The sequence below is a fragment of the Pseudoxanthomonas spadix BD-a59 genome (assembly GCF_000233915.3).
GTDB lineage: Bacteria > Pseudomonadota > Gammaproteobacteria > Xanthomonadales > Xanthomonadaceae > Pseudoxanthomonas_A > Pseudoxanthomonas_A spadix.
The window spans coordinates 576,110-595,451 of sequence record NC_016147.2 but is presented as its reverse complement, the minus strand read 5'-3'; the positions used below and the strand labels follow the sequence as shown (position 1 = coordinate 595,451).

18 protein-coding genes and 1 tRNA gene are annotated in these 19,342 nt (G+C 66.4%); 10 read left to right on the top strand and 9 right to left on the bottom strand.

The window, feature by feature from the left end; all coding sequences use genetic code 11:
- The 3 genes from copD (at position 1) to DSC_RS02590 (ending at position 2,811) form a co-directional block, all read left to right on the top strand.
- Entirely contained in the window at positions 1–936 is a 936-nt protein-coding gene (gene copD, locus DSC_RS02600) for a copper homeostasis membrane protein CopD (protein WP_238527686.1), read from the top strand.
- 234 nt (positions 937–1,170) lie between these two features.
- Positions 1,171–2,061 (top strand): LysR family transcriptional regulator, encoded by an 891-nt coding sequence (locus DSC_RS02595; RefSeq protein ID WP_014159564.1) that lies wholly within the window; start codon positions 1,171–1,173, stop codon positions 2,059–2,061.
- Between the two features lie 153 nt (positions 2,062–2,214).
- Positions 2,215–2,811, top strand: coding sequence for a LysR substrate-binding domain-containing protein (locus tag DSC_RS02590; RefSeq protein ID WP_043290345.1), 597 nt, complete (start codon positions 2,215–2,217; stop codon positions 2,809–2,811).
- On the opposite strand, the gene DSC_RS02585 is transcribed toward DSC_RS02590, so the two are convergent.
- The 3 genes from DSC_RS02585 to DSC_RS02575 form a co-directional block, all read right to left on the bottom strand.
- Complete coding sequence (locus tag DSC_RS02585) at positions 2,786–4,666, bottom strand: tyrosine-type recombinase/integrase (RefSeq protein ID WP_014159561.1); 1,881 nt, start codon at positions 4,664–4,666, stop codon at positions 2,786–2,788. The genes DSC_RS02590 and DSC_RS02585 overlap by 26 nt on opposite strands.
- Before the next feature lie 223 nt (positions 4,667–4,889).
- A tRNA-Gly gene (locus tag DSC_RS02580) sits at positions 4,890–4,963 on the bottom strand.
- A 17-nt stretch (positions 4,964–4,980) separates the two neighbouring features.
- Positions 4,981–5,163, bottom strand: a complete 183-nt coding sequence (locus tag DSC_RS02575) for a hypothetical protein (RefSeq protein WP_148268080.1) — start codon at positions 5,161–5,163, stop codon at positions 4,981–4,983.
- Between the two features lie 383 nt (positions 5,164–5,546).
- Between DSC_RS02575 and trmB the strand changes: the two genes are divergently transcribed.
- From trmB to DSC_RS02560, 3 genes are read left to right on the top strand one after another with little or no spacing between them, the layout of a single operon-like run.
- Positions 5,547–6,281 carry a tRNA (guanosine(46)-N7)-methyltransferase TrmB gene (gene trmB, locus DSC_RS02570; protein WP_014159559.1) on the top strand — a complete coding sequence of 245 codons (735 nt, stop codon included), beginning with the start codon at positions 5,547–5,549 and terminating at the stop codon, positions 6,279–6,281.
- Between the two features lie 27 nt (positions 6,282–6,308).
- Positions 6,309–8,180, top strand: a complete 1,872-nt coding sequence (locus tag DSC_RS02565; RefSeq protein WP_014159558.1) for an SLC13 family permease — start codon at positions 6,309–6,311, stop codon at positions 8,178–8,180.
- A gap of 22 nt (positions 8,181–8,202) precedes the next feature.
- Positions 8,203–8,583 (top strand): ACT domain-containing protein, encoded by a 381-nt coding sequence (locus DSC_RS02560; RefSeq protein WP_014159557.1) that lies wholly within the window; start codon positions 8,203–8,205, stop codon positions 8,581–8,583.
- A 112-nt stretch (positions 8,584–8,695) separates the two neighbouring features.
- Here the strand turns inward: DSC_RS02560 and DSC_RS02555 are convergent, their stop codons facing one another.
- Complete coding sequence (locus DSC_RS02555; RefSeq protein ID WP_014159556.1) at positions 8,696–9,019, bottom strand: Rieske (2Fe-2S) protein; 324 nt, start codon at positions 9,017–9,019, stop codon at positions 8,696–8,698.
- Between the two features lie 81 nt (positions 9,020–9,100).
- Here DSC_RS02555 and DSC_RS02550 point away from each other — a divergent pair, with 81 nt between their 5' ends.
- The 3 genes from DSC_RS02550 to mscL all read left to right on the top strand — a co-directional run bounded on the left by DSC_RS02550 (position 9,101) and on the right by mscL (position 10,612).
- Positions 9,101–9,376 carry a hypothetical protein gene (locus tag DSC_RS02550; RefSeq protein ID WP_014159555.1) on the top strand — a complete coding sequence of 92 codons (276 nt, stop codon included), beginning with the start codon at positions 9,101–9,103 and terminating at the stop codon, positions 9,374–9,376.
- Positions 9,377–9,432: 56 nt separating this feature from the next.
- Complete coding sequence (locus DSC_RS02545; protein ID WP_014159554.1) at positions 9,433–10,140, top strand: fumarylacetoacetate hydrolase family protein; 708 nt, start codon at positions 9,433–9,435, stop codon at positions 10,138–10,140.
- Positions 10,141–10,201: 61 nt separating this feature from the next.
- Positions 10,202–10,612: a large-conductance mechanosensitive channel protein MscL gene (mscL, locus tag DSC_RS02540; RefSeq protein ID WP_014159553.1), complete on the top strand. Its 411-nt coding sequence runs from the start codon at positions 10,202–10,204 to the stop codon at positions 10,610–10,612.
- Positions 10,613–10,641: 29 nt separating this feature from the next.
- Here mscL and DSC_RS02535 read toward each other — a convergent pair whose 3' ends face one another.
- From DSC_RS02535 to cysD, 5 genes are all read right to left on the bottom strand, one after another.
- The gene (locus DSC_RS02535) at positions 10,642–11,523 is read right to left on the bottom strand and encodes a TrmH family RNA methyltransferase (RefSeq protein WP_083833434.1); all 882 of its coding nucleotides are present in this window, start codon (positions 11,521–11,523) and stop codon (positions 10,642–10,644) included.
- A gap of 3 nt (positions 11,524–11,526) precedes the next feature.
- On the bottom strand, positions 11,527–12,966 hold the full coding sequence (locus tag DSC_RS02530) for an alanine/glycine:cation symporter family protein (protein WP_014159551.1): 1,440 nt from the start codon (positions 12,964–12,966) through the stop codon (positions 11,527–11,529).
- A 220-nt stretch (positions 12,967–13,186) separates the two neighbouring features.
- Entirely contained in the window at positions 13,187–14,149 is a 963-nt protein-coding gene (locus DSC_RS16475) for a hypothetical protein (RefSeq protein WP_148268079.1), read from the bottom strand.
- Between the two features lie 203 nt (positions 14,150–14,352).
- Positions 14,353–16,254, bottom strand: a complete 1,902-nt coding sequence (gene cysN, locus DSC_RS02525) for a sulfate adenylyltransferase subunit CysN (protein ID WP_014159550.1) — start codon at positions 16,252–16,254, stop codon at positions 14,353–14,355.
- Complete coding sequence (gene cysD, locus DSC_RS02520) at positions 16,254–17,165, bottom strand: sulfate adenylyltransferase subunit CysD (protein ID WP_014159549.1); 912 nt, start codon at positions 17,163–17,165, stop codon at positions 16,254–16,256. The genes cysN and cysD overlap by 1 nt, the downstream gene beginning before the upstream one ends.
- A 200-nt stretch (positions 17,166–17,365) precedes the next feature.
- Here cysD and DSC_RS02515 point away from each other — a divergent pair, with 200 nt between their 5' ends.
- Positions 17,366–19,231, top strand: a complete 1,866-nt coding sequence (locus tag DSC_RS02515) for an assimilatory sulfite reductase (NADPH) flavoprotein subunit (protein ID WP_043290344.1) — start codon at positions 17,366–17,368, stop codon at positions 19,229–19,231.
- Positions 19,232–19,342: the final 111 nt, after the last annotated feature.

Genomic DNA, 19,342 nt, shown 5'->3' with positions numbered 1-19,342 from the left:
GTGCCCGCCTATGCCTTGCGGTTCGTCCAGTACCTGGACCTCATGCTGCTGTTCGGCCTTCCGCTGTTCTCGTGGTATGGCCTGCGCCGATCGGTGCCTGGCGGAGACCCGTGGTTGCCCCTGACTAGGTCCGCGCTCTCCGGGGCACTTCTGGTCAGCGCCGTGTTCGGTGTGGCGCTGACCGGTATCGACGTCGTCTTCAAGACGACGGAGATCATGGGGATGCCGGTCACCGAACTCGACCGCGCATCGCTTGGCTGGTACCTGTTCGAGACCGCCGCTGGCCGAGCCGCACTGGCACGGACCGCAGTGCTGGTCGTGCTGATAGCCTTTCTTGGTTGGCAGTCGCGTCGCGAAGAGCGCTCCTTCTTCTCGCCTCTGGTGGCCGCGCTTGCCGGATGTGCGCTACTCACACTGGCGTGGAACGGTCACGCGGCTGCGGGAGAAGGCGCGTCCGGCGTGCTGCGACTGGCCGCGGGCATCGCCCACCTGCTTGCGGCTGGCGGCTGGATCGGCGCCATCGCGGCCTTCCTGATTATCCTCTCGCGTCGCAGCGCATCCGCCAGGAGCGCCCCCCTGCAAGTGCTCCACCAGACGCTGCAGGACTTCTCAGGTCCCGGCACCGTCTTCGTCGGCATCCTTGTGGTCACCGGCGTCCTGCACTACGGCGACCTCACGGGTTGGTCCGTGGTGCCCTTGTTCCACAGCGTTCATGGCAAGCTGCTGCTGGTCAAGCTGGCGTTGTTCGCCGCCATGTTGGGACTGGCCGCACTTCATCGCTGGCGCGTGGTACCCAGATTGGAAGGTGAAGTTCTCGCTGGCGGTGGTTCGCGCTCGCTGCAGACACTTCGCCTCACCGTAACCATCGAGGCAACACTCGCTGTTCTGATCATTGCCGCTGTGTCCATCCTCGGCACCCTCAATCCACATGGGTGACCCGATGCCGACCCTAAAGATTGGGCTTCCCCGATCTATGAAGATCCGCGCGTTCGAAAGCATCTCGGGAAGGTCCTCGCTTCGCATTGCCAAGAGTGCCATCGAAGATCAAGCCAACTGGATTTCTAGCCCGGCCATTGGCGTTGGCTCATTGACCTAAGGGGAGCAGGCCCCATGGGTTGCAGTCCCATCTTCGTTGGCGTCGAAGCACATGAATCACAAGGAGAGTGATCTATGGAGCTTCGACATCTGCGCTGCTTCATAGTCCTGGCTGAAGAACTGCATTTCACGCGCGCGGCCGACCGTCTGCACATCGAACAGTCACCGCTTTCTCGCATCATCAAAGAACTGGAAGACGAGCTCGGCGTCCTGCTGTTCACCCGTGACCGGCGAGGAACCCAACTAACCCAGGCGGGGGCCGTGTTCCTGCAGGACGTCCGCAGGGTATTCACGATGCTGGAGCAGGCATGCGAGAACGCCAAGGCTGTTTCGGCAGGCTTTCGAGGTAGTCTGCGTATTGCGGTCTCCGATGGTGCTGTGGACCCGCGACTGTCGGCGTTCCTGGCGCGTTGTCGCGAGGAGGAGCCAGAAATCGAGATACGGCTCTCCGAAGTGCCACTGGTGGAGCAACTGCGCGGACTGCGATCCGGTGACTTCAAGATCGGATTCGCACACACGGCGGAAGTCGGAGACGGCATCGTCGCCGAACCGATCTGGCGCGACCCGCTCGTGGTTGCCGTTCCCGCGCGCCATCCCCTCTTGGTCCACAAGGAAGTTCCGCTCGATGAGTTGGTCAGTTACCCGCTTATCCTATGCAACCAGCACATTTGCGAAGGCTACTGCAGGGCGTTGACCCAATTGCTCCGACCACTGAAGCGAGAGCCCAACGTCGTCGAGCGGGTGACTTCTCTGGAAATGATGCTCACCTTGGTCGGGGCCGGCTACGGCGTTGGCTTCACCACCGCGCCCAGAATCGGACTTTCCCGCCATCCCGACGTTGTGATGCGGCCGTTAGCGATGGATTCGGCGATGCTGACGACCTACCTACTCAGGCTGGACAGCGACGAGCCTACAGCTGCATTGGAACGGCTCATCGCCCGGCTGCCTGTCCAGCTGAACTACTGAGGAGGACACTGGTACGGCGCTACGTTCTCAGCTTCGAAGCCGCGCGCAGATTGCTTTCCGTAGCCACCATCAGGTCAGCGGCGCTGATCTTCAACGCTATGGCGATCTTAAGGACTGCGAGCCTTGTTTCCCCGGCCATAACTGAGGACAGCCATGCGCGGCTCACCCCCATCCTCGGTGCTCATGCTCGGCATATCGTCCGGCGTCCCCTCGTCCCGGTTAGCGGCACTGCTCGCGCTACATCGCGCGAAAGAGCCCGAGACGCCTGTCTCGATGGAGGAAGTCACGTCGTCGCCGGACCTCATTGAGGGCGTGAAGAACGGCCGCTACGACATCGGGTTGGTGGCGACGACGACACCCGCCGACGACGCGCCGCTTTGGCGTGAAGAGTTGGCGGTCGCGGTGCCCGATCGCTCCCCCTTGCTCCGCTATGCCGCGATCCCCCTTGGGGCACTCCTATCCTATCCCTTGTTTCAGTATTGCCCCCTGGCCTGCGAAGTGCTGTTCGGTCAAGAGTGGCCCGTTCTTTACGGGGTCACGTCGTATGAATTGATGACCGTGATGGTGTCGGCCGGCTACGGGGTGGGCATCGCCCCCCGTTCACGCATCGAACAGTCCCGGAGCTGGGGTGTTGTGATGCGACCGTTGGCGGACGGCTCCTACTGGATCGGAACGCACATGTTCCGATCCGAGCGGAACGACTCGCCCGCCATCGAGCGTTTCGTCAAGCGAGCGCAGACGATCGCGTAGTGCCACCCTCCCGACGAGGGAGGGGGCCGTCGATCTGCTGGATGAGCAGTGCGCGACGCACTACCTGTACGGCCATTTCCAACGTCTCCAGCGTCACCGCCTCGATCGGCGACTGGCCGCCGAATTCGTCGTAGGGCTGCGTTAGTGCGTGGTAGATCTCCCAGGGGTCCACGCCGCGAGCCGTCTGCTTGAGGATGGTCTGGACCAGGCGACGCTTGAGCGGGTCGAGCTGCCAGTCCGGCACACGCTGCCCCCGGTTGCCCAGGCTGATCGACAGCAAGTTGCCCGCCGTGACTTCGTAGGTGATCCAGCGCCGCGACTTGCCGGCGAGCTTGGCGTAGTCGGCGACGGACAGGTTGTGGGGCGACTCCAGGATGTCGAGCAGGATCATCCGCTCGCGCTGGACGTTCGAGATGGTCGGTTCCGTCTTGGGAGCGCGCACCGCAGACAGCCGTTGCATTTGGATGGCTCCCTGCGGCGGCGCGTCGTGCGGCTTGGACAGCACCAAGGTCTGCACCGTTGTGCTCGCAGGCGATCCTTGCGTGTTCGATCCGTCACCAGCCATCGGCAGTCCTTCCAAGTGGAGGGCCAGAGGATTGCTGGCCGCTTCCAACTGGCCCTGCTCCAACAGGTCCAGCCGATCGGCCCAGTCCTGCATCATGCACCGACGCTGCTCGACGTACTCGGCATGGTTGTAGGTGCGGCGGACCGGGTTCGGGTCGACGTGCGAGAGCTGCGCGTCGATCCACTTGTCGGGATAGCCCAACTCGTTGAGCGTGGTCGAAAGGGTGGCGCGGATACCGTGGCCCGTCAGCCGGCCGTCGTAGCCCAGCCGCTTCACTGCCGTATTGAGCGTGTTTTCGCTGATGCGCTGCTTCAGGCTCTTGGCCCCCGGGAACACGTGCTTCTGTCCCTGCTTGAACCGCTCCAGCATGTGCCGGACGATTTCAACCGCCTGCAGGGACAGCGGCACGATGTACGGCGGGATGTCCTCCGTCCGCAGGTTTTCCTTCTGCATCTTCAGTTCGAGCTGCTTCACCACATCTGGCGGAATGATCCACAGGCCGTCATCGAGGTGGAACTGATCCGGCGTCGCAAGCCGCAGCTCGCCCGTGCGCACGCCCGTCAGAAACAACATGCGGACGCCGAGCTGGGTCTGCAGCCGGCCGGGGTACTTGCGCAGCAGTTGCAGGAACTCGGGTAGCTCCGACATGCGCAGGAACGGGTTGTGGCGCACGGGCGGCTGCGGCATGGCGACCACATCCAGGTCGGAAGCCGGGTTGCGTTCCAGGCCGGGCACGACCACCAGCGCGTAGCGGAATAGCTGGTTGAGCCAGGTACGCACCTTCTCGGCCACCGAGGGCGCACCGCGTTTCTCGATCCGACCGACGATTTCCAGCAGGTCGGCGCGAGTGATGACGTGGATCGAGCGCTTGCCCAGCGTGGGGAGCACGTCGTTGCCGAAGATGCGCGGAAGCGTGGCGAGCGTGGTTTGCCGTCCCCTCTTGAGGCGACCCTGTTCCCGGAACTTCAGCCACTTTTCGTAGACCGCCTGGAAGGTGTTCTGCTCGGCCTGGGTCGCCAGTTGTCGGTCCCTCGTCCGCTGGCGCTGCGGGTTGATGTCCTTGGCGACGAGCGCCCGCGCCTCGTCGCGGCGGGTGCGTGCCTCGCGCAGGCTGATCTCGGGATACACCCCCAAGGACATCCGCTTCTGCCGGCCGAGCCAGGTATAGCGGAAGTGCCAGGTCTTCGTGCCCGCGGCCGAGACGGCCAGCGACAGGCCGTCGAAGTCGGGGAGGGTGTAGTCCGTCCCGGTGGCCTTGGCCTGCCGAACGGCGACATCAGAAAGTGCCATGTCTGCTCCTGAACTGAGTCAGGAGTCAGATCGTCATCCCATGGCCCGCTCGTCCCTACCAACAATCCGGACTCGAACCCAACCGCCTTGATGGACTACTGGATGGACTAAATCAGTCCATCTGTCGGTGGATTCCGGTGGCCTTCACTGGACGCTCATCCGGCGAAAAAGCCTTTGCTGATAGTGGTTTATGGAACTCCTTGGAACTCCATGGAACCTGAACTGGAGCGGGTGAAGGGAATCGAACCCTCGTCAGTAGCTTGGGAAGCTACAGCTCTACCATTGAGCTACACCCGCGTCGGACAGGCGGCAGTCTATGCGCTGGCCTGCCCCGCACGCAACGCCAGGGCCGGGCGGAAATGGCCGGAGCCGGTGAGGCTGTCGCCGAAGAACGCGGTCTGCGAATAAACCAGCTCGGCGTGCACCTGCGCGGTAACGCCCGCCAGGGCGAGGACGACCGCCGCCGCCAGCCTGGACAGGCAAGGGGATGCGTGCATGTGCAGCTCCATCGTGTCGCGGAGGGTGTAGGGCACGGCGCCGACCGTGCGGCAGCGCATTGGGACGCCGTGGGTTCATTGCGCCCCTGGACAACTCACCCTGCAACGCGGCACGCGGCACAGGCTGGCGCGAACGCTTCCGCTGGCCGCGAACGGGCCACCGCCGGGACGCCGGCCGGATGATCCCCGCAGTGACCGGCGTTGAGACCAGGCGCACGGCGTGCAACCAGGCCCGATCCCTCGCCCGCCTGCTGCCTTCATGAGATCGCCAGGGCGCGCGCCGACGACGCGCCGGTGCCGCCAAGTTGGGCGATAATCCGTGCCATGCCACAACACCCCCACTCCGCCGCGTTGCTGGCAGGCCCTGCTGGAATCAACGGTCGATGACCGATCCGTTTTCCAGCCCCGGCGCCAAGGCCCCGCCCAAGCCGTTCACCGCCACCGAAGGCCGTCGCCAGATCCGCAGCTTCGTGCTGCGCCAGGGACGTTTCAGCGAAGCCCAGCAGCGTGCGCTGGAGACCCAGTGGCCGCGCTTCGGCCTGGACTACCAGGGCCGGCAGCGCGATTTCGACGCGGTCTTTGGCCGCAAGGCCAGACGGGTGCTTGAAATCGGCTTCGGCAATGGGCAGGCGCTGCGCTTTGCCGCCCGCCAGGACCGGTCGCGCGACTACATCGGGATCGAGGTCCATGCGCCCGGGGTGGGCCGCCTGCTCAACGCGCTGGACCAGGACGGCGCCGACCACGTACGCCTCTACCACCACGATGCGGTGGAAGTGCTGCACAACGAAGTGGCCGAAGGGGCGCTGGACGAAGTGCGCATCTACTTCCCCGACCCCTGGCACAAGAAGCGCCACAACAAGCGTCGCCTGATCCAGCCGGCGTTTGCCCGGCTGCTGGCCTCGCGCCTGGCGCCGGACGGCCGCCTGCACGCGGCCACCGACTGGCAGGACTACGCCGAGCAGATGTGGGACGTGCTGGACGCCACGCCGGGCCTGCGCAACCGGGCCGGCGCGCGCGGCACGGTGCCGCGCCCGGACTGGCGCCCGCAGACCCACTTCGAAACCCGCGGCCAGAAACTCGGCCACGGCGTGTGGGACCTGCTGTATGACCGTTGCTGAGCAACCACGCCGAGTGCATCGCAGGTAATGGACACCGCCCTGGCCCTGACCAACGACATGCGCCTGGTGCTGGGGCTGGTCGGTTTCGTGATGGTGATGTTCCTGTTCGAACGCATCCGCGCCGACGTGGTCGCGGTGGTGGTGCTGGTGGTGCTGGGCCTGACCGGGCTGGTGGCGCCGGAGGAGATCTTCGGCGGCTTTTCCGGCAACGCGGTGATCAGCATCATCGCCACCACCATCCTGGGCGCGGGCCTGGAACGCACCGGCGCGCTCAACCGGCTGGCCTCGTGGCTGCTGCGGCGCGGCCACGGGGTCGAGCAACGCCTGCTGCTGCTGACCTCGGCGATCGCCGGGCTCAACTCCTCGTTCATGCAGAACCCCTCGGTGATGGCCCTGTACCTGCCGGTGACCGCGCGCCTGGCCTCGCGCACCACGCTCAACCTGCAGCGTCTGCTGCTGCCGGTCTGCGCGGCGATCGTGATGGGCGGGGCGCTGACCATGGTCGGCAACTCACCGCTGATCCTGCTCAACGACCTGCTGGTGTCGGCCAACAACAACCTGCCCTCGGGCATGGCCACGCTGGAACCGCTGCGCATGTTTGCGCCGCTGCCGATCGGCGTGGCGCTGCTGCTGGCCTCGCTGGCGTATTTCCGCTTCTACGGCGATCGCAAGCTGAAGGAAGAAGCCGTCGGCACTGCCGGCACCAGCAGCGCCATCCCGGCGCGCACCGAAAGCTATTTCGCCAATACCTACGGGATCGAGGGCGAAGTGTTCGAACTGACCGTCAGTGCCGACAGCCCATTGGTCGGCATGACCCTGGGCGAAGCCGAGGCCCTGCACGGCGCGCCGCTGATGCTGGCGCTGCAGACCGGCAACGACACCCGCCTGGCGCCGCCGGCGGACATGCGCATCTGGGTGGGCAGCGTGATCGGAGTGATGGGCAAGCGCCAGGACATCGCCGACTTCGCCCAGAACCAGTTCCTGCGCCTGTCCTCGCGCCTGCGCCACTTCGGCGACCTGTTCAATCCCAGCCGTGCCGGCATTTCCGAAGCGGTGATCCCGCCGACCTCCAGCTTCATCGGCAAGAGCGCAGCGGCGCTTTCGTTGCGCAAGAAGTCCGGCATCAGCCTGCTGGCGATCAACCGCGACAAGAAAGTGATGCGTGAGGACGTGCGCAAGGTGCCGCTGCGCGCCGGTGACATGCTGGTGCTGCACAGCACCTGGCAGGATCTTGCCGCCACGGCCAAGAATGGCGATTTCGTGGTGGTCACCGACTACCCCAAGGGCGAGCAGCGCCCGCACAAGTTCAAGATCGCCATGGCAATCTTCGCCCTGACCATCATCATCGCGCTGACCTCGCGCCTGCCGGTGGCGTTGACCCTGATGACCGGGGTGGCCGGCATGCTGCTGACCGGCGTGCTGCGCATGGACGAGGCCTACGCCTCGATCAACTGGAAAACCGTGTTCCTGATGGCCGGGCTGATCCCGCTGGGCTGGGCGATGGACAGCAGCGGCGCGGCGGCGTGGGTCGCCGGCCACACCGTCGAACGCCTGCCCGAAGGCCTGCCGGTGTGGGTGCTGGAACTTGCCGTTGCCCTGCTGACCACGGCCTTCTCGCTGGTGATCAGCCACGTCGGCGCGACCATCGTGATGGTGCCCATGGCGATCAGCCTGGCGCTGGCCGCAGGCGGCAACCCGACCGCGTTCGCACTGGTCACCGCGCTGTCGGCGTCCAATAACCTGATGACCGCCTCCAACCCGGTGGTGTCGATGATCACCGGCCCGGCCAACTACAGCGCACGGCAGATGTGGCGCATCGGCGGCCCGTTGTCGCTGATCTACACCTTCGTGGTGGTGGCCATGGTCAACCTGATGTTCTGGTGGAGCAGCCGGGTCTGATCGAGCTCGGCAAGGAGCGCCCATGGCACTGACACTCAAATTGCTCGAAGGCCAGTTCGCGATCTGCCGCCTGCCTGCCGGATCGGCGTTGCCGCACTGGTTCGTGCATGGCGCGCTCTCGCATGTCAGCTGGACCGATGAGGAACTGTCCATCGTCTGCGACGAAGGCCGCGTGCCGGAGGAGGTGCAGTGCGAACGTGGCTGGCGCAGCCTGATGCTGCGTGGACCGTTCGCCTTCGAGCTGACCGGCATCCTGGCACAGGTGCTGCAGCCGCTGGCCGAGGCAAAGGTGGGCATCTTCGCGGTATCGACCTTCGACACCGACTACGTGATGGTCAAGCAGACACAGCTGGGCGCAGGCCTGGATGCGTTGCGCGCGGCCGGCCACACCATCGAGGAATAAGCGCGGCGCCAGGAACCGTAGGGCGGGTCTCGACCCGCCGCTATCCGGCAAGAGCGTGACGGCGGGTCGAGACCCGCCCTACCGGGAACGCCCGGTCGCTGCCGGTGCGCTTCTACCCCAATACCACCTGGCCATCGCGCACCTGCAGCGCCACCGCCTGCAGGCACTGCCCGCGGCATGGCCCGGACAGGCACTGTCCATCCTGTAATTCGAAGGTGGCGCCATGCGCGGCGCAGACCAGCGCACCGGTCCTGGTCAGCAGGAACTTGCCCGGCGCCCAGTCCAGTCGCCGCCCCGCATGCGGGCAGACGTTGAGCCAGCCGCGCACCTGCTGGCCCTGGCGCACCAGCAGCAGCGATTGCGCGCTGCCCTCGATCATCGCCTCGGCCTCGGCCGGGACGCCATCGGGCAGCGCCTCCAGGGCAATCACATCCATGGGATTAACAAAGGTTTCACACACTGCCGAAAGAGGCGACCATACTGCGTCACGGTTCCTACACATTCTGTCACCAGCCCGATGATCCGCACCTTCTCCTTCGACAGCCATCGCTTGCGCGCCGTGTTCGCCCCGCGCAAACCCCGCCATCGGCTGCTGCGCATTGCCGTGGGCCTGCTGGGTCTGGCCGTGCTGTGCGTGCTGGTGTTCTTCGGCGTGTTTGTCGGTGCCACGATGCTTGCCGCCGGCCTGGCCTATCGCCTGCTGCGGCCGCGCCAGCGCCCCGCCGCGCAACAGCACGTGGTGGAAGGTGAGTACCGGGTCGTGCACAAGCAGGCGCTGCCGCTCTCGCACTGAATTGGGTGGGTGACCATTACACTCTGACATTCCCTTGTCAGCCAGGAATGTCCCCGATGTCCGATGTGATTCCAGCGCCACAGCAGGCGCGCGTGCCCGTCCGTGGTGGCGGCACCTTTCCGGTACACCGCATCTATTGCGTGGGCCGCAATTACGCCGACCACGCACGTGAGATGGGCTCGGAGGTGGCGACCTCGAAGGCCGAGCGCGGCGAGCCGACCCTGTTTGCCAAGCCGGCCGATGCGATCGTCACCGGCAATGCCGATGTGCCCTACCCGCCGGGCACCAATGACCTGCATCACGAACTGGAACTGGTGGTTGCGCTGGGCGCCGACGCCCCGCCCGGCGTGCTGGCACCGGAGGACGCCGCCGCGCTGATCTACGGCTACGCCATCGGCCTGGACCTGACCCGTCGCGACCTGCAGAACGCGGCCAGAAAGGCCGGCCAGCCCTGGGACACGGCCAAGGGTTTTGACCACTCGGCGCCGATCAGCGAACTGGTGCCCGCCGCGCAGGTGGCCGACCTGATGTCGTTGACCGTGACCCTGACCGTCAATGGCAGCGTGCGCCAGCACGCGCCGCTGACCGACATGATCTGGGACGTGCCGGACATCCTGCACGAACTGTCCAGGCTCTACGCGCTCAAGGCCGGCGACCTGGTCTTCATGGGCACCCCGGCCGGCGTGGCCGCGTTGCAGCCAGGCGATACCTTCGTCGGCAGCCTCGATGGCGTGGCCCAGGTGCGCGGCACCATCGTCGATTGACCTGCGTCAACATGCCGCTGCGCTAGGCTGGCGGCCACTTCCCCATCCAAGAGGAAAGCCCATGGGCATGTTGAGCGAGTTCAAGACCTTCGCCATGCGCGGCAACGTGATCGACCTGGCCGTCGGTGTGGTGATCGGCACCGCGTTCGGCAAGATCGTCACCTCACTGGTCAACGACCTGATCATGCCGCCGATCGGCATGCTGGTCGGCAACGTGGATTTCTCCAGGCTGGCGATCACGTTGAAGGAGGCCTCGGTGGATGCGGCGGGCAAGGAAGTGCCCGCGGTCGTGGTGGCCTATGGCAGCTTCATCAACACGGTCATCCAGTTCATCATCGTGGCCTTCGCCATCTTCATGGTGGTGCGCACTCTCAACCGCTTCAAGAAGACGCAGGAAGCCAAGCCGGCCGCCACGCCCGAAGACGTGCTGCTGCTGCGCGAGATCCGCGATTCGCTGAAAAAACAGGCGTAACCGCCACGGCTTTTGACGGTGCCATCTGACTAGGTGCGATGGCCCGCCCACTGCGCCAACAGCACCGCGGTGGCCGCGGCGACGTTGAGGCTCTCGACCCGGCCGCTGCCGGGGATGGACAGGGCCAGATCGCATTGGCCAGCCAGGTCGCGGTCCATGCCCTGACCCTCGGCGCCCAGCACGTAGACCAGGCGCTGCGGCAGCCTGGTGGCGAACAGATCTTCGCCGCCCTGCACCAGCGTGGCGGCCAGGCTGAAGCCGGCCGCGCGCAGCTGTGCGAAGGCCGTGGCACTGTCGCCGGCCTGGACCAGGGTCACCGCTTCGGCACCGCCTTCGGCCACGCGTGCGGCGGCGCCGGACAAGGCCAGCGGCCAATCCTGCGGCAGCAGCAGGCCGGCCACGCCGAAGTGCGCGGCCGAGCGCAGGATCGCGCCGAAATTGTGCGGATTGCCCACCCCATCCAGCCACAGCGCCAGTGCCGGGCCAGCCGGAAGCGCGCTGATCCAGTCGACCAGCGACACCGGCGCACGCCGCAGCACGTCGGCGACCACCCCTTCGTGGTGCGCGCTGGCGGCCAGCTTGTGCAGGTCGGCTTCTTCCACCACCCGATAACCGACACGGTTGGCCACGCACCAGGCCAGGATCGGCTTGAGCGCGGGCACGCGGGCCTGGCTCAGGTACAGCTTGCGCAGCGCCTCGGGGCGCGATTCGAACAGCGCGCGCACGGCATTGAGGCCGTACAGCCGGACTTCTTCGCCACGACGCGAAGGACGCGGCGGCGCCTGCGTGTACGGACTTTCAGCGCCATCCACTGCGGCATCGCGCGGGGCGTGCTCGCCGGAAGCGTGTTCACGCGGCGCACGCACGCCGGCTTGGCGAGGCGGGGGAAGTTTCTGCCAGGGTCCAGCCATTGCTCAGGGCGCCTTGTTCTCGTTCCACAGCTGCGCATGCTTGATGCCCAGCTTTGCGGGGTCGAAGACCGGGTCCAGCCCGGCCTTCTTCTGTTGCTCGTAATCGCGCAGCGCGATCAGGGCCGGCCGCTGCAGGATCAGGATCGCGATGATGTTGAGCCAGGCCAGCAGACCCACGCCAATGTCGCCCAGTCCCCAGGCCAGCTGCGCACTGCGCACCGAGCCGTAGGCCACCGCCGCCATCTGCGCCAGACGCAGCGCGTGGATCAGCCACGGACGGTGCACCGTGCGGTTCATGTAGGCGATGTTGGTTTCGGCCATGTAGTAGTAGGCGACGATGGTGGTGAAGGCGAAGAACAGCAGCGCGATCGCCACGAAACCGGCGCCCCACCCGGGCAGCACCGATTCCACCGCGGCCTGGGTGTAGGACGGCCCGACTTCCGTGCCGGGCAGCCCGTGGTAGAGGAAGCCACCAGCCGGGTTCTCCACGTTGTACATGCCGGTGGAGAGGATCAGGAAAGCGGTGGCCGAGCACACCAGCAGGGTGTCCACGTAGACCGAGAACGCCTGCACGTAACCCTGCTTGGCCGGGTGCGAGGCCTCGGCCGCGGCCGCCGCATGCGGGCCGGTGCCCTGCCCGGCCTCGTTGGAATAGATGCCGCGCTTGACCCCCCACTGCACCGCCAGGCCAAGCACCGCGCCGAAGCCGGCCTGCATACCGAAGGCGCTCTTGACGATCAGGCTGAACACCACCGGCACCTGGCCCACGTCGGTGGCCATCACGTACAGCGCCATCAGGATGTAGCCCACCGCCATGAACGGCACCACGAACTCGGCAAAGCGCGCGATGCGCCTGACTCCGCCGAAGATGATGAAGCCCAGCGCCACCGCCACGACTAGCGCGCTCACCCAGGTCGGCACACCCCAGGCGGTGTTCATGCCCTGGGCGATGCTGTTGGCCTGCACGCCCGGCAGCAGCAGCCCCGAGGCGATCACCATGACGATGGCGAAGATCCAGGCGTACCACTTCTGGCCCATCGCCTTTTCGATGTAGTAAGCCGGGCCGCCGCGGTACTGGCCGGAAGGGTCGCGCTCCTTGTAGATCTGGCCCAGGGTGGATTCCACATACGCCGTCGAGGCCCCCAGGAAGGCCACCACCCACATCCAGAACACCGCGCCGGGGCCGCCGAAGGCGATCGCCGTGGCCACCCCGGCGATATTACCGGTGCCCACGCGCCCAGACAGCGACATGGCCAGCGCCTGGAACGAGGACACGCCCGAGGCCGAGGACTGGCCCCTGAACATCAACCGGATCATCTCGGCAAAACCGCGCACCTGCATGAAGCGGGTGCGCACCGAGAAATACAGGCCGGCACCCAGGCACAGATAGACCAGCGCCGGGCTCCAGATGACGCTGTTGAGGGTCGAGACAAGTTTTTCCACCGGCGGTGGCTCCGTAGCATTGAAAGGGGGGGGACACAGGCCACACGCGCCTGTCCCCTACACCTTACCCGAACCCACCGCCGCGCCTGCGCCGGGGCGCACTGCTCCGCGGATGGTCCCACGGGTGCCTGCGCGCACAGTGCCTGCGGCTGACCCGCAAGGTCCAATCATGCTCAGGCCCCGCGTTCGCGGCACCGGCTGATGACCTGCACGGGCTGGATCAGATGAACTTGCAGGCCAGATGCTCCCCATCCCATGTACAGGACAGGCGCCTGGAGCCACTGGAAGAACCCGTCACCGGCACGCCGTAATTCCGGGCCGTATTTACCCAGTCACTGAGGCCCGCATCCGAAGAGAAATAAAACTGCCCTCCGTAAATCTCCCCAGCACGGTCCGATGAAGCAGCAGCGTCAGGAACAGGGTTGCCCAGAGAATCTCGACTCTCCCCGGTCACGTATTTAGCCTCAGTCGTGGATTGAGAATCTACATAGTAGGTAGTCTTGGATCCGTCACTCCACACAATCACTATCGTTAACTTCCCTGCGCCACCCAGCCCAAGCATAAAGGAGTTCAAGGCAGGCCCGAGCTTGTCGATCGCTGCATTGCCAGTGCCGCTAGCCGCCAGGGCCGTCGCTATATTTTGACCGAGCATGGTCCTTTCGGACGCAGAATTTACAACCTCGTAGGCATTGGAGCCCGACAAATCGTCGAATGGATTCTGGTAGAAAAGCGCACGATTCCAGTCGTTTGGAGATATTTTCACCGCGTCACTGAATGGTTCACTTCCGCTGCCCCCTCCTCCTGCTTGTGCCGAAGCAGATGTCCCCGCTGCCGAAAGTCCCGGCGCAGCGGATGGTCTTTCCAGGAAGAATCGAAATCTGTTGTAGGTGACGCTATCTACCCTTGATTCATTGGCTTTTTTACGCCGGCTCTCGCCGTCATACTCCACTGACCACAGGGTTAATTCGGCGGCTGCAGTGTCCACGACATAGGTAAATCCGAGTGGACCCGAGCGAGCCACCTCCATCTTTTCGGAGGAGGTGCACCCATCGCAGCGATAAACAGCACCAGCCATCGCCTTGGGCGAAATCATGCTCGACAAGGCCAATGCCATCACACTCGAAAAAGCCAGCTTGGCGATGGCCGGGGAAAAACCTCTTGCGGAAAAACGCATCCTCTTCATGTGTCCGATCCTTGGCGCATGCAAGCACCCGTGGTGGCCCCTTCCGCGAAAGCTAGCATCATGCCTGGCTCCCACCAAGTGCCGGCGCTGCGGTGACGCGCGCGTGGTCCGGACAACCGGCAGCAGGGCGTCTTTCTCACTGGCGCGGCTCGGGACCAAGCGCCGGTGCGCCGCCATGCCGACATTGGCCGCTTCCGCAAAGGTCAACTCGACAGACGATCGTCCAGTTCCAGCTGCGCCAGGACTTGGGCGACCATGGACTCGGGCGACTGCTCGGCCGCCAGCAGGTGCAGCTCCGGTGCCTCCGGCGCTTCATACGGCGAGTCGATGCCGGTGAAGTTGGGGATCTGGCCGGCGCGCGCCTTGGCGTACAGCCCCTTGACGTCGCGCGCCTCGGCCACGGCCAGCGGCACGTCGACAAAGACCTCGATGAACTCGCCCGGCGCGAAGCGCTCGCGCGCCATCTGCCGCTCGGCACGGAACGGGGAAATGAAGCTCACCAGCACGATCAGGCCGGCGTCGGTCATCAGCCTGGCCACTTCCACCACCCTGCGGATGTTCTCCACCCGGTCGGCGTCGGTGAACCCCAGGTCGCGGTTCAGGCCATGGCGCACGTTGTCGCCGTCGAGGATGAAGGTGTGGTAGCCCAGCGCGTGCAGGCGCTTTTCGACCAGGTTGGCGATGGTGGACTTGCCGGCGCCGGACAGGCCGGTGAACCACAGCACGCGCGGAGTCTGGCCCTTGATCCGTGCGCGCGCGGCCCTGTCCACGTCCAGGTGCTGCCAGTGCACGTTGCCGGCGCGGCGCAGGGCGAAGTCCAGCGTGCCGGCGCCGACGGTGGCATTGCTCTGGCGGTCGATCAGGATGAAGCCGCCCAGGGTGCGGTTGCGGGCGTAGGGCTCGAAGGCGATCGGCTCGTCCAGCGACAGGTTGCACACGCCCACTTCGTTGAGCGCCAGGCGCTTGGCGGCCATGGCCTGCTGGGTGTTGACGTCGATGCGGTGCTTGATCTCGCTGATGCTGGCCGACACGGTGCGCGTGCCGATCTGCAACCAGTACGGACGGCCCGGCAGCAGCGGGGCGTCGTCCATCCACAGCACGTGCGCGGCGAACTGGTCGGACACTTCCGGCGGGTCGCCAGCGGCGGCAATCACATCGCCGCGGCTGATGTCGATCTCATCGTCCAGGGTGAGGGTGACGGCCTGGCCGGCGCGGGCCACTGGCACCTGGCCGTTGGCATCGCGCACGCTGGCCACGGTCGAACGCCGCGCCGAAGGCAGCACCACCACCGCATCGCCCGGGCGCACCTGGCCGGCTGCGATCGTGCCGGCGAAGCCGCGGAAATGCTGGTGCGGCCGATTGACGTACTGCACCGGCAGGCGCAGGCCGCCGGCGGCGTCGACGCTGTCCAGCTGCAAGGTGTCCAGGTGTTCGAGCAGGCTGGGGCCGGCATACCAGGGGGTGTTGGGCGAGCGGCTGGAGAGGTTGTCGCCTTCCAGCGCCGACAGCGGGATGCACTGCACCTGGGCGATGCCCAGCTGCGCGGCCAGCGCGCGATAGTCGCCTGCGATGCGCTCGAACACGCCCTGGTCAAAGCCGACCAGGTCCATCTTGTTCACCGCCAGCACCACCTGGCCGATGCCCAGCAGCGAGACGATGTAGCTGTGCCGGCGGGTCTGGGTCAGCAGGCCCTTGCGCGCGTCCACCAGCACCACCGCCACCTGCGCGGTGGAGGCACCGGTGGCCATGTTGCGGGTGTACTGCTCGTGGCCGGGGCAGTCGGCGACGATGTACTTGCGCCGGTCGGTATCGAAGTAGCGGTAGGCCACGTCGATGGTGATGCCCTGCTCGCGCTCGGCGGCCAGGCCATCGAGCAGCAGCGCGTAATCGATGCCCGCCCCTTGCGTGCCATGACGACGGCTGTCGCTTTCCAGCGCCGCCAGCTGGTCGTCGAACAGGCGCTTGCTGTCATACAGCAACCGGCCGATCAGGGTGCTCTTGCCATCGTCCACGCTGCCGCAGGTGATGAAGCGCAGCAGCGGCTTGGCTTCGTGCTGTTTCAGATACGCGGCGATGTCGGTGTTCACCTGCCTCTGCCCGTCCATCAGAAATACCCTTCCAGCTTTTTCTGTTCCATCGACGCGCCCGGATCCTGGTCGATCACCCGGCCCTGGCGCTCGGAGGTGGTGGCCACCAGCATCTCGGCGATGATCTTCTCCAGCGTATCGGCGCTCGATTCGACCGCCCCGGTCAACGGGTAGCAGCCCAGCGTGCGGAAGCGCACCGACTTCATCATCGGCACCTCGCCGTCCTTCAGCGGCAAACGATCGTCATCGACCATGATCAGCGCGCCGTCGCGCTCGACCACCGGCCGCTCGGCGGCCAAATACAGCGGCACCACCGGGATCCGCTCGCGGTAGATGTAGAGCCAGATGTCCAGCTCGGTCCAGTTGCTCAAGGGGAAGGCACGCACGCTCTGGCCGCTGTGGATGCGCGCGTTGTACAGGTTCCACAGTTCCGGGCGCTGGTTCTTGGGGTCCCAGCGGTGGCGCTCGTTGCGGAACGAGAACACCCGCTCCTTGGCGCGCGATTTTTCCTCGTCGCGGCGCGCACCGCCGATGGCCGCGTCGAACCTGTACTGCTCCAGCGCCTGCTTCAGGCCCTGGGTCTTCATGATGTCGGTGTGGACCGTGGCGCCGTGGGTGAACGGGCCGATGTCCCGGGCGATGCCGTCCGGGTTGATGTGCACGCGCAGGTCCACGCCGGTCTCGGCGGCGCGCTGGTCGCGGAAGGCGATCATCTCGCGGAACTTCCAGCGCGTATCCACGTGCAGCAGCGGGATCGGCGGTGGCGCCGGGGCAAAGGCCTTGAGCAGCAGGTGCAGCAGCACCGAGCTGTCCTTGCCCACCGAATACAGCAGCACCGGGTTGCGGAATGCCGCGGCGACCTCGCGCAGGATGTGGATGCTTTCGGCTTCGAGCCGGTCAAGATGGGACAGGGAAACAGCAACGGTCATTGGATGGCGCACGGACGAAGGGAACCTCCGGCGGCAGGCGGGCGGCGCTTCAGCCGCGCCCTGCTGGCGGAAACGGCAGTGTGGCATCGCTTATGCATCAGCGAAATAAGCGCGCGGCATAAGCCCATAACCCCCCATCCTTTCAAGCCGCTTGGAAACAGGCCTAGCATCGCTCGCCTGCCAAACCGCCTGGAATTGCGATGTCTGCTGTACCTCCCGCGTTGTCCGTCAGCCCCTTGCCCGAGGAGCGCAAGGCGTTGCTGGCCCGGGTGGTCGACGGCCTGGACAGCGCCTCGCTGTGGTGGCTGTCCGGATTCACCGCCGGCCTGGCCCAGGCGGCCCACCCGGCCCCGCAGCTGGCCCTGCTCCAGGGTGCAGCCGCGACCGGTGCCCCGCTGGCCACGCCCGGCGAACGCGCCACGGTGCTCTACGGCAGCCAGACCGGCAATGCCAGGCGGGTCGCCGAGGGCCTGGCCTCCGAACTGGAAGCGGCCGGCCTGGCAGTGCGCCTGGTCCGCACCGACGCCTACCCCACCCGCGAACTGGCCAGCGAGCGCCTGCTGTACCTGGTGATCAGCACCCAGGGTGAGGGCGACCCGCCGGATGACGCGATCGGCTTTACCGAGTTCCTCAAGGGTCGCCGCGCACCCCGGCTCCCGGAGCTGAAATTTGCCGTACTGGGCCTGGGTGATTCGAGCTATGCCGATTTCTGCGGCATCTCCAGGCGCCTGGACGCGCGCCTGGCCGAGCTGGGTGCGACCCGCCTGTTCGCTGCCGGCGAGGCCGACCTGGACATCGACACTGTCGCCGGGCCATGGCGGACGCAGGCGCTGGAACAGGCGCGCAGGACGCTCAAGCCGGCCGCCAGCGCCGCGCCCACCGCCACGGTCACGCCGCTGCGCCCGGCCGCGGCCGCGCCGGCGTATTCCCACGCCGCGCCGTTCCAGGCCGAGGTGCTGGCCAACCAGTCGATCAGCGGGCGCGACTTCAAGGGGCCCGCGTTTGGCCAGCACGGCGCGGCCGACAAGCAGGTGCGCCACCTGGAGCTGTCGCTGCAAGGCAGCGGCCTGAGCTACCAGCCCGGTGACGCGCTGGGCTTTGTCCATCGCAATCCGGCCGCCATCGTCGAGCCGGTGCTTGAAGCGCTGGCGCTGGACGGCGATGCCCAGGTCAGCCTCCAGGGCCATTCACGCAGCCTGCGCGACTGGCTGGCCGGCCATCGCGAACTGACCAGGCTCTCGCGCCCGTTCCTGGCCGCGCACGCTGCCCAGGCCAGGGCCAGCGAACTCAGCGCGCTGCTGGCCCCGGGCCGGACCAGCGACTTGTCCGCGCTGCTGGGCAGCCACCAGCTGGTGGACGTGCTGCGCCGCTGGCCGGCCGAGTGGGAGCCCGAAGACCTGCTCGCTGCGCTGCGACCGCTGGCCCCACGGCTGTATTCGATCGCCTCCAGCCGCGCCCGGGTCGGCGAGGAGGTGCACCTGACCGTGGATGTCCTGCACTACCAGGCCCACGGCATGGACCGTCTGGGCTCGGCCAGTGGCTATCTGGCCGCCCTGGCAGAAGGCGACCACGCCCCGGTGTACATCGAGGCCAACGACCGCTTCCGGCTGCCGGCCGATCCGGCGCGCGACATCATCATGGTCGGGCCGGGGACCGGCGTGGCCCCGTTCCGCGCGTTTGTCCAGGAACGCGCCGAGACCGGTGCGGCCGGCCGCAACTGGCTGTTCTTCGGCAGCCAGCACTTCAACAGCGGCTTCCTCTACCAGAGCGAATGGCAGGACGCGCTCAGGCGCGGCGAGCTCGACCGCCTGGACCTGGCGTTCTCGCGCGACCAGGCGCACAAGCTGTACGTGCAGCACCGCCTGCGCGAGCGCGGCCGCCAGGTCTATGAGTGGCTGCAATCGGGCGCGCACTTGTACGTGTGCGGCTCGATCGCGATGGGCAAGGACGTGCACGCAGCATTGCAGGACATCGTCGCCGAGCACGGCGCGCTGGATGCGCAGGACGCGCACGACTTCCTGACCGCCCTGCAGAGCGAGGGACGCTATGCGCGCGATGTTTATTGAGGTGCCGGGACCCGGGACCCGGGACCGGGGACCCGGAAAAGCCGTGTACGCCGTTGCCTTTGCTTCTCCCGGGTCCCGGGTCCCCGGTCCCCGGTCCCGCCCCCACCTTTG

What these genes read in the sequence shown, in the direction of transcription:
- DSC_RS02595 (WP_014159564.1), top strand. Translation starts at nt 1,171, where the DNA reads ATGGAGCTTCGACATCTGCGCTGCTTCATAGTCCTGGCTGAAGAACTG.
- DSC_RS02590 (WP_043290345.1), top strand. Translation starts at nt 2,215, where the DNA reads ATGCGCGGCTCACCCCCATCCTCGGTGCTCATGCTCGGCATATCGTCC.
- DSC_RS02585 (WP_014159561.1), bottom strand. Translation starts at nt 4,666, where the DNA reads ATGGCACTTTCTGATGTCGCCGTTCGGCAGGCCAAGGCCACCGGGACG.
- DSC_RS02575 (WP_148268080.1), bottom strand. Translation starts at nt 5,163, where the DNA reads ATGCACGCATCCCCTTGCCTGTCCAGGCTGGCGGCGGCGGTCGTCCTC.
- trmB (WP_014159559.1), top strand. Translation starts at nt 5,547, where the DNA reads ATGACCGATCCGTTTTCCAGCCCCGGCGCCAAGGCCCCGCCCAAGCCG.
- DSC_RS02565 (WP_014159558.1), top strand. Translation starts at nt 6,309, where the DNA reads ATGGACACCGCCCTGGCCCTGACCAACGACATGCGCCTGGTGCTGGGG.
- DSC_RS02560 (WP_014159557.1), top strand. Translation starts at nt 8,203, where the DNA reads ATGGCACTGACACTCAAATTGCTCGAAGGCCAGTTCGCGATCTGCCGC.
- DSC_RS02555 (WP_014159556.1), bottom strand. Translation starts at nt 9,019, where the DNA reads ATGGATGTGATTGCCCTGGAGGCGCTGCCCGATGGCGTCCCGGCCGAG.
- DSC_RS02550 (WP_014159555.1), top strand. Translation starts at nt 9,101, where the DNA reads ATGATCCGCACCTTCTCCTTCGACAGCCATCGCTTGCGCGCCGTGTTC.
- DSC_RS02545 (WP_014159554.1), top strand. Translation starts at nt 9,433, where the DNA reads ATGTCCGATGTGATTCCAGCGCCACAGCAGGCGCGCGTGCCCGTCCGT.
- mscL (WP_014159553.1), top strand. Translation starts at nt 10,202, where the DNA reads ATGGGCATGTTGAGCGAGTTCAAGACCTTCGCCATGCGCGGCAACGTG.
- DSC_RS02535 (WP_083833434.1), bottom strand. Translation starts at nt 11,523, where the DNA reads ATGGCTGGACCCTGGCAGAAACTTCCCCCGCCTCGCCAAGCCGGCGTG.
- DSC_RS16475 (WP_148268079.1), bottom strand. Translation starts at nt 14,149, where the DNA reads ATGAAGAGGATGCGTTTTTCCGCAAGAGGTTTTTCCCCGGCCATCGCC.
- cysN (WP_014159550.1), bottom strand. Translation starts at nt 16,254, where the DNA reads ATGGACGGGCAGAGGCAGGTGAACACCGACATCGCCGCGTATCTGAAA.
- cysD (WP_014159549.1), bottom strand. Translation starts at nt 17,165, where the DNA reads ATGACCGTTGCTGTTTCCCTGTCCCATCTTGACCGGCTCGAAGCCGAA.
- DSC_RS02515 (WP_043290344.1), top strand. Translation starts at nt 17,366, where the DNA reads ATGTCTGCTGTACCTCCCGCGTTGTCCGTCAGCCCCTTGCCCGAGGAG.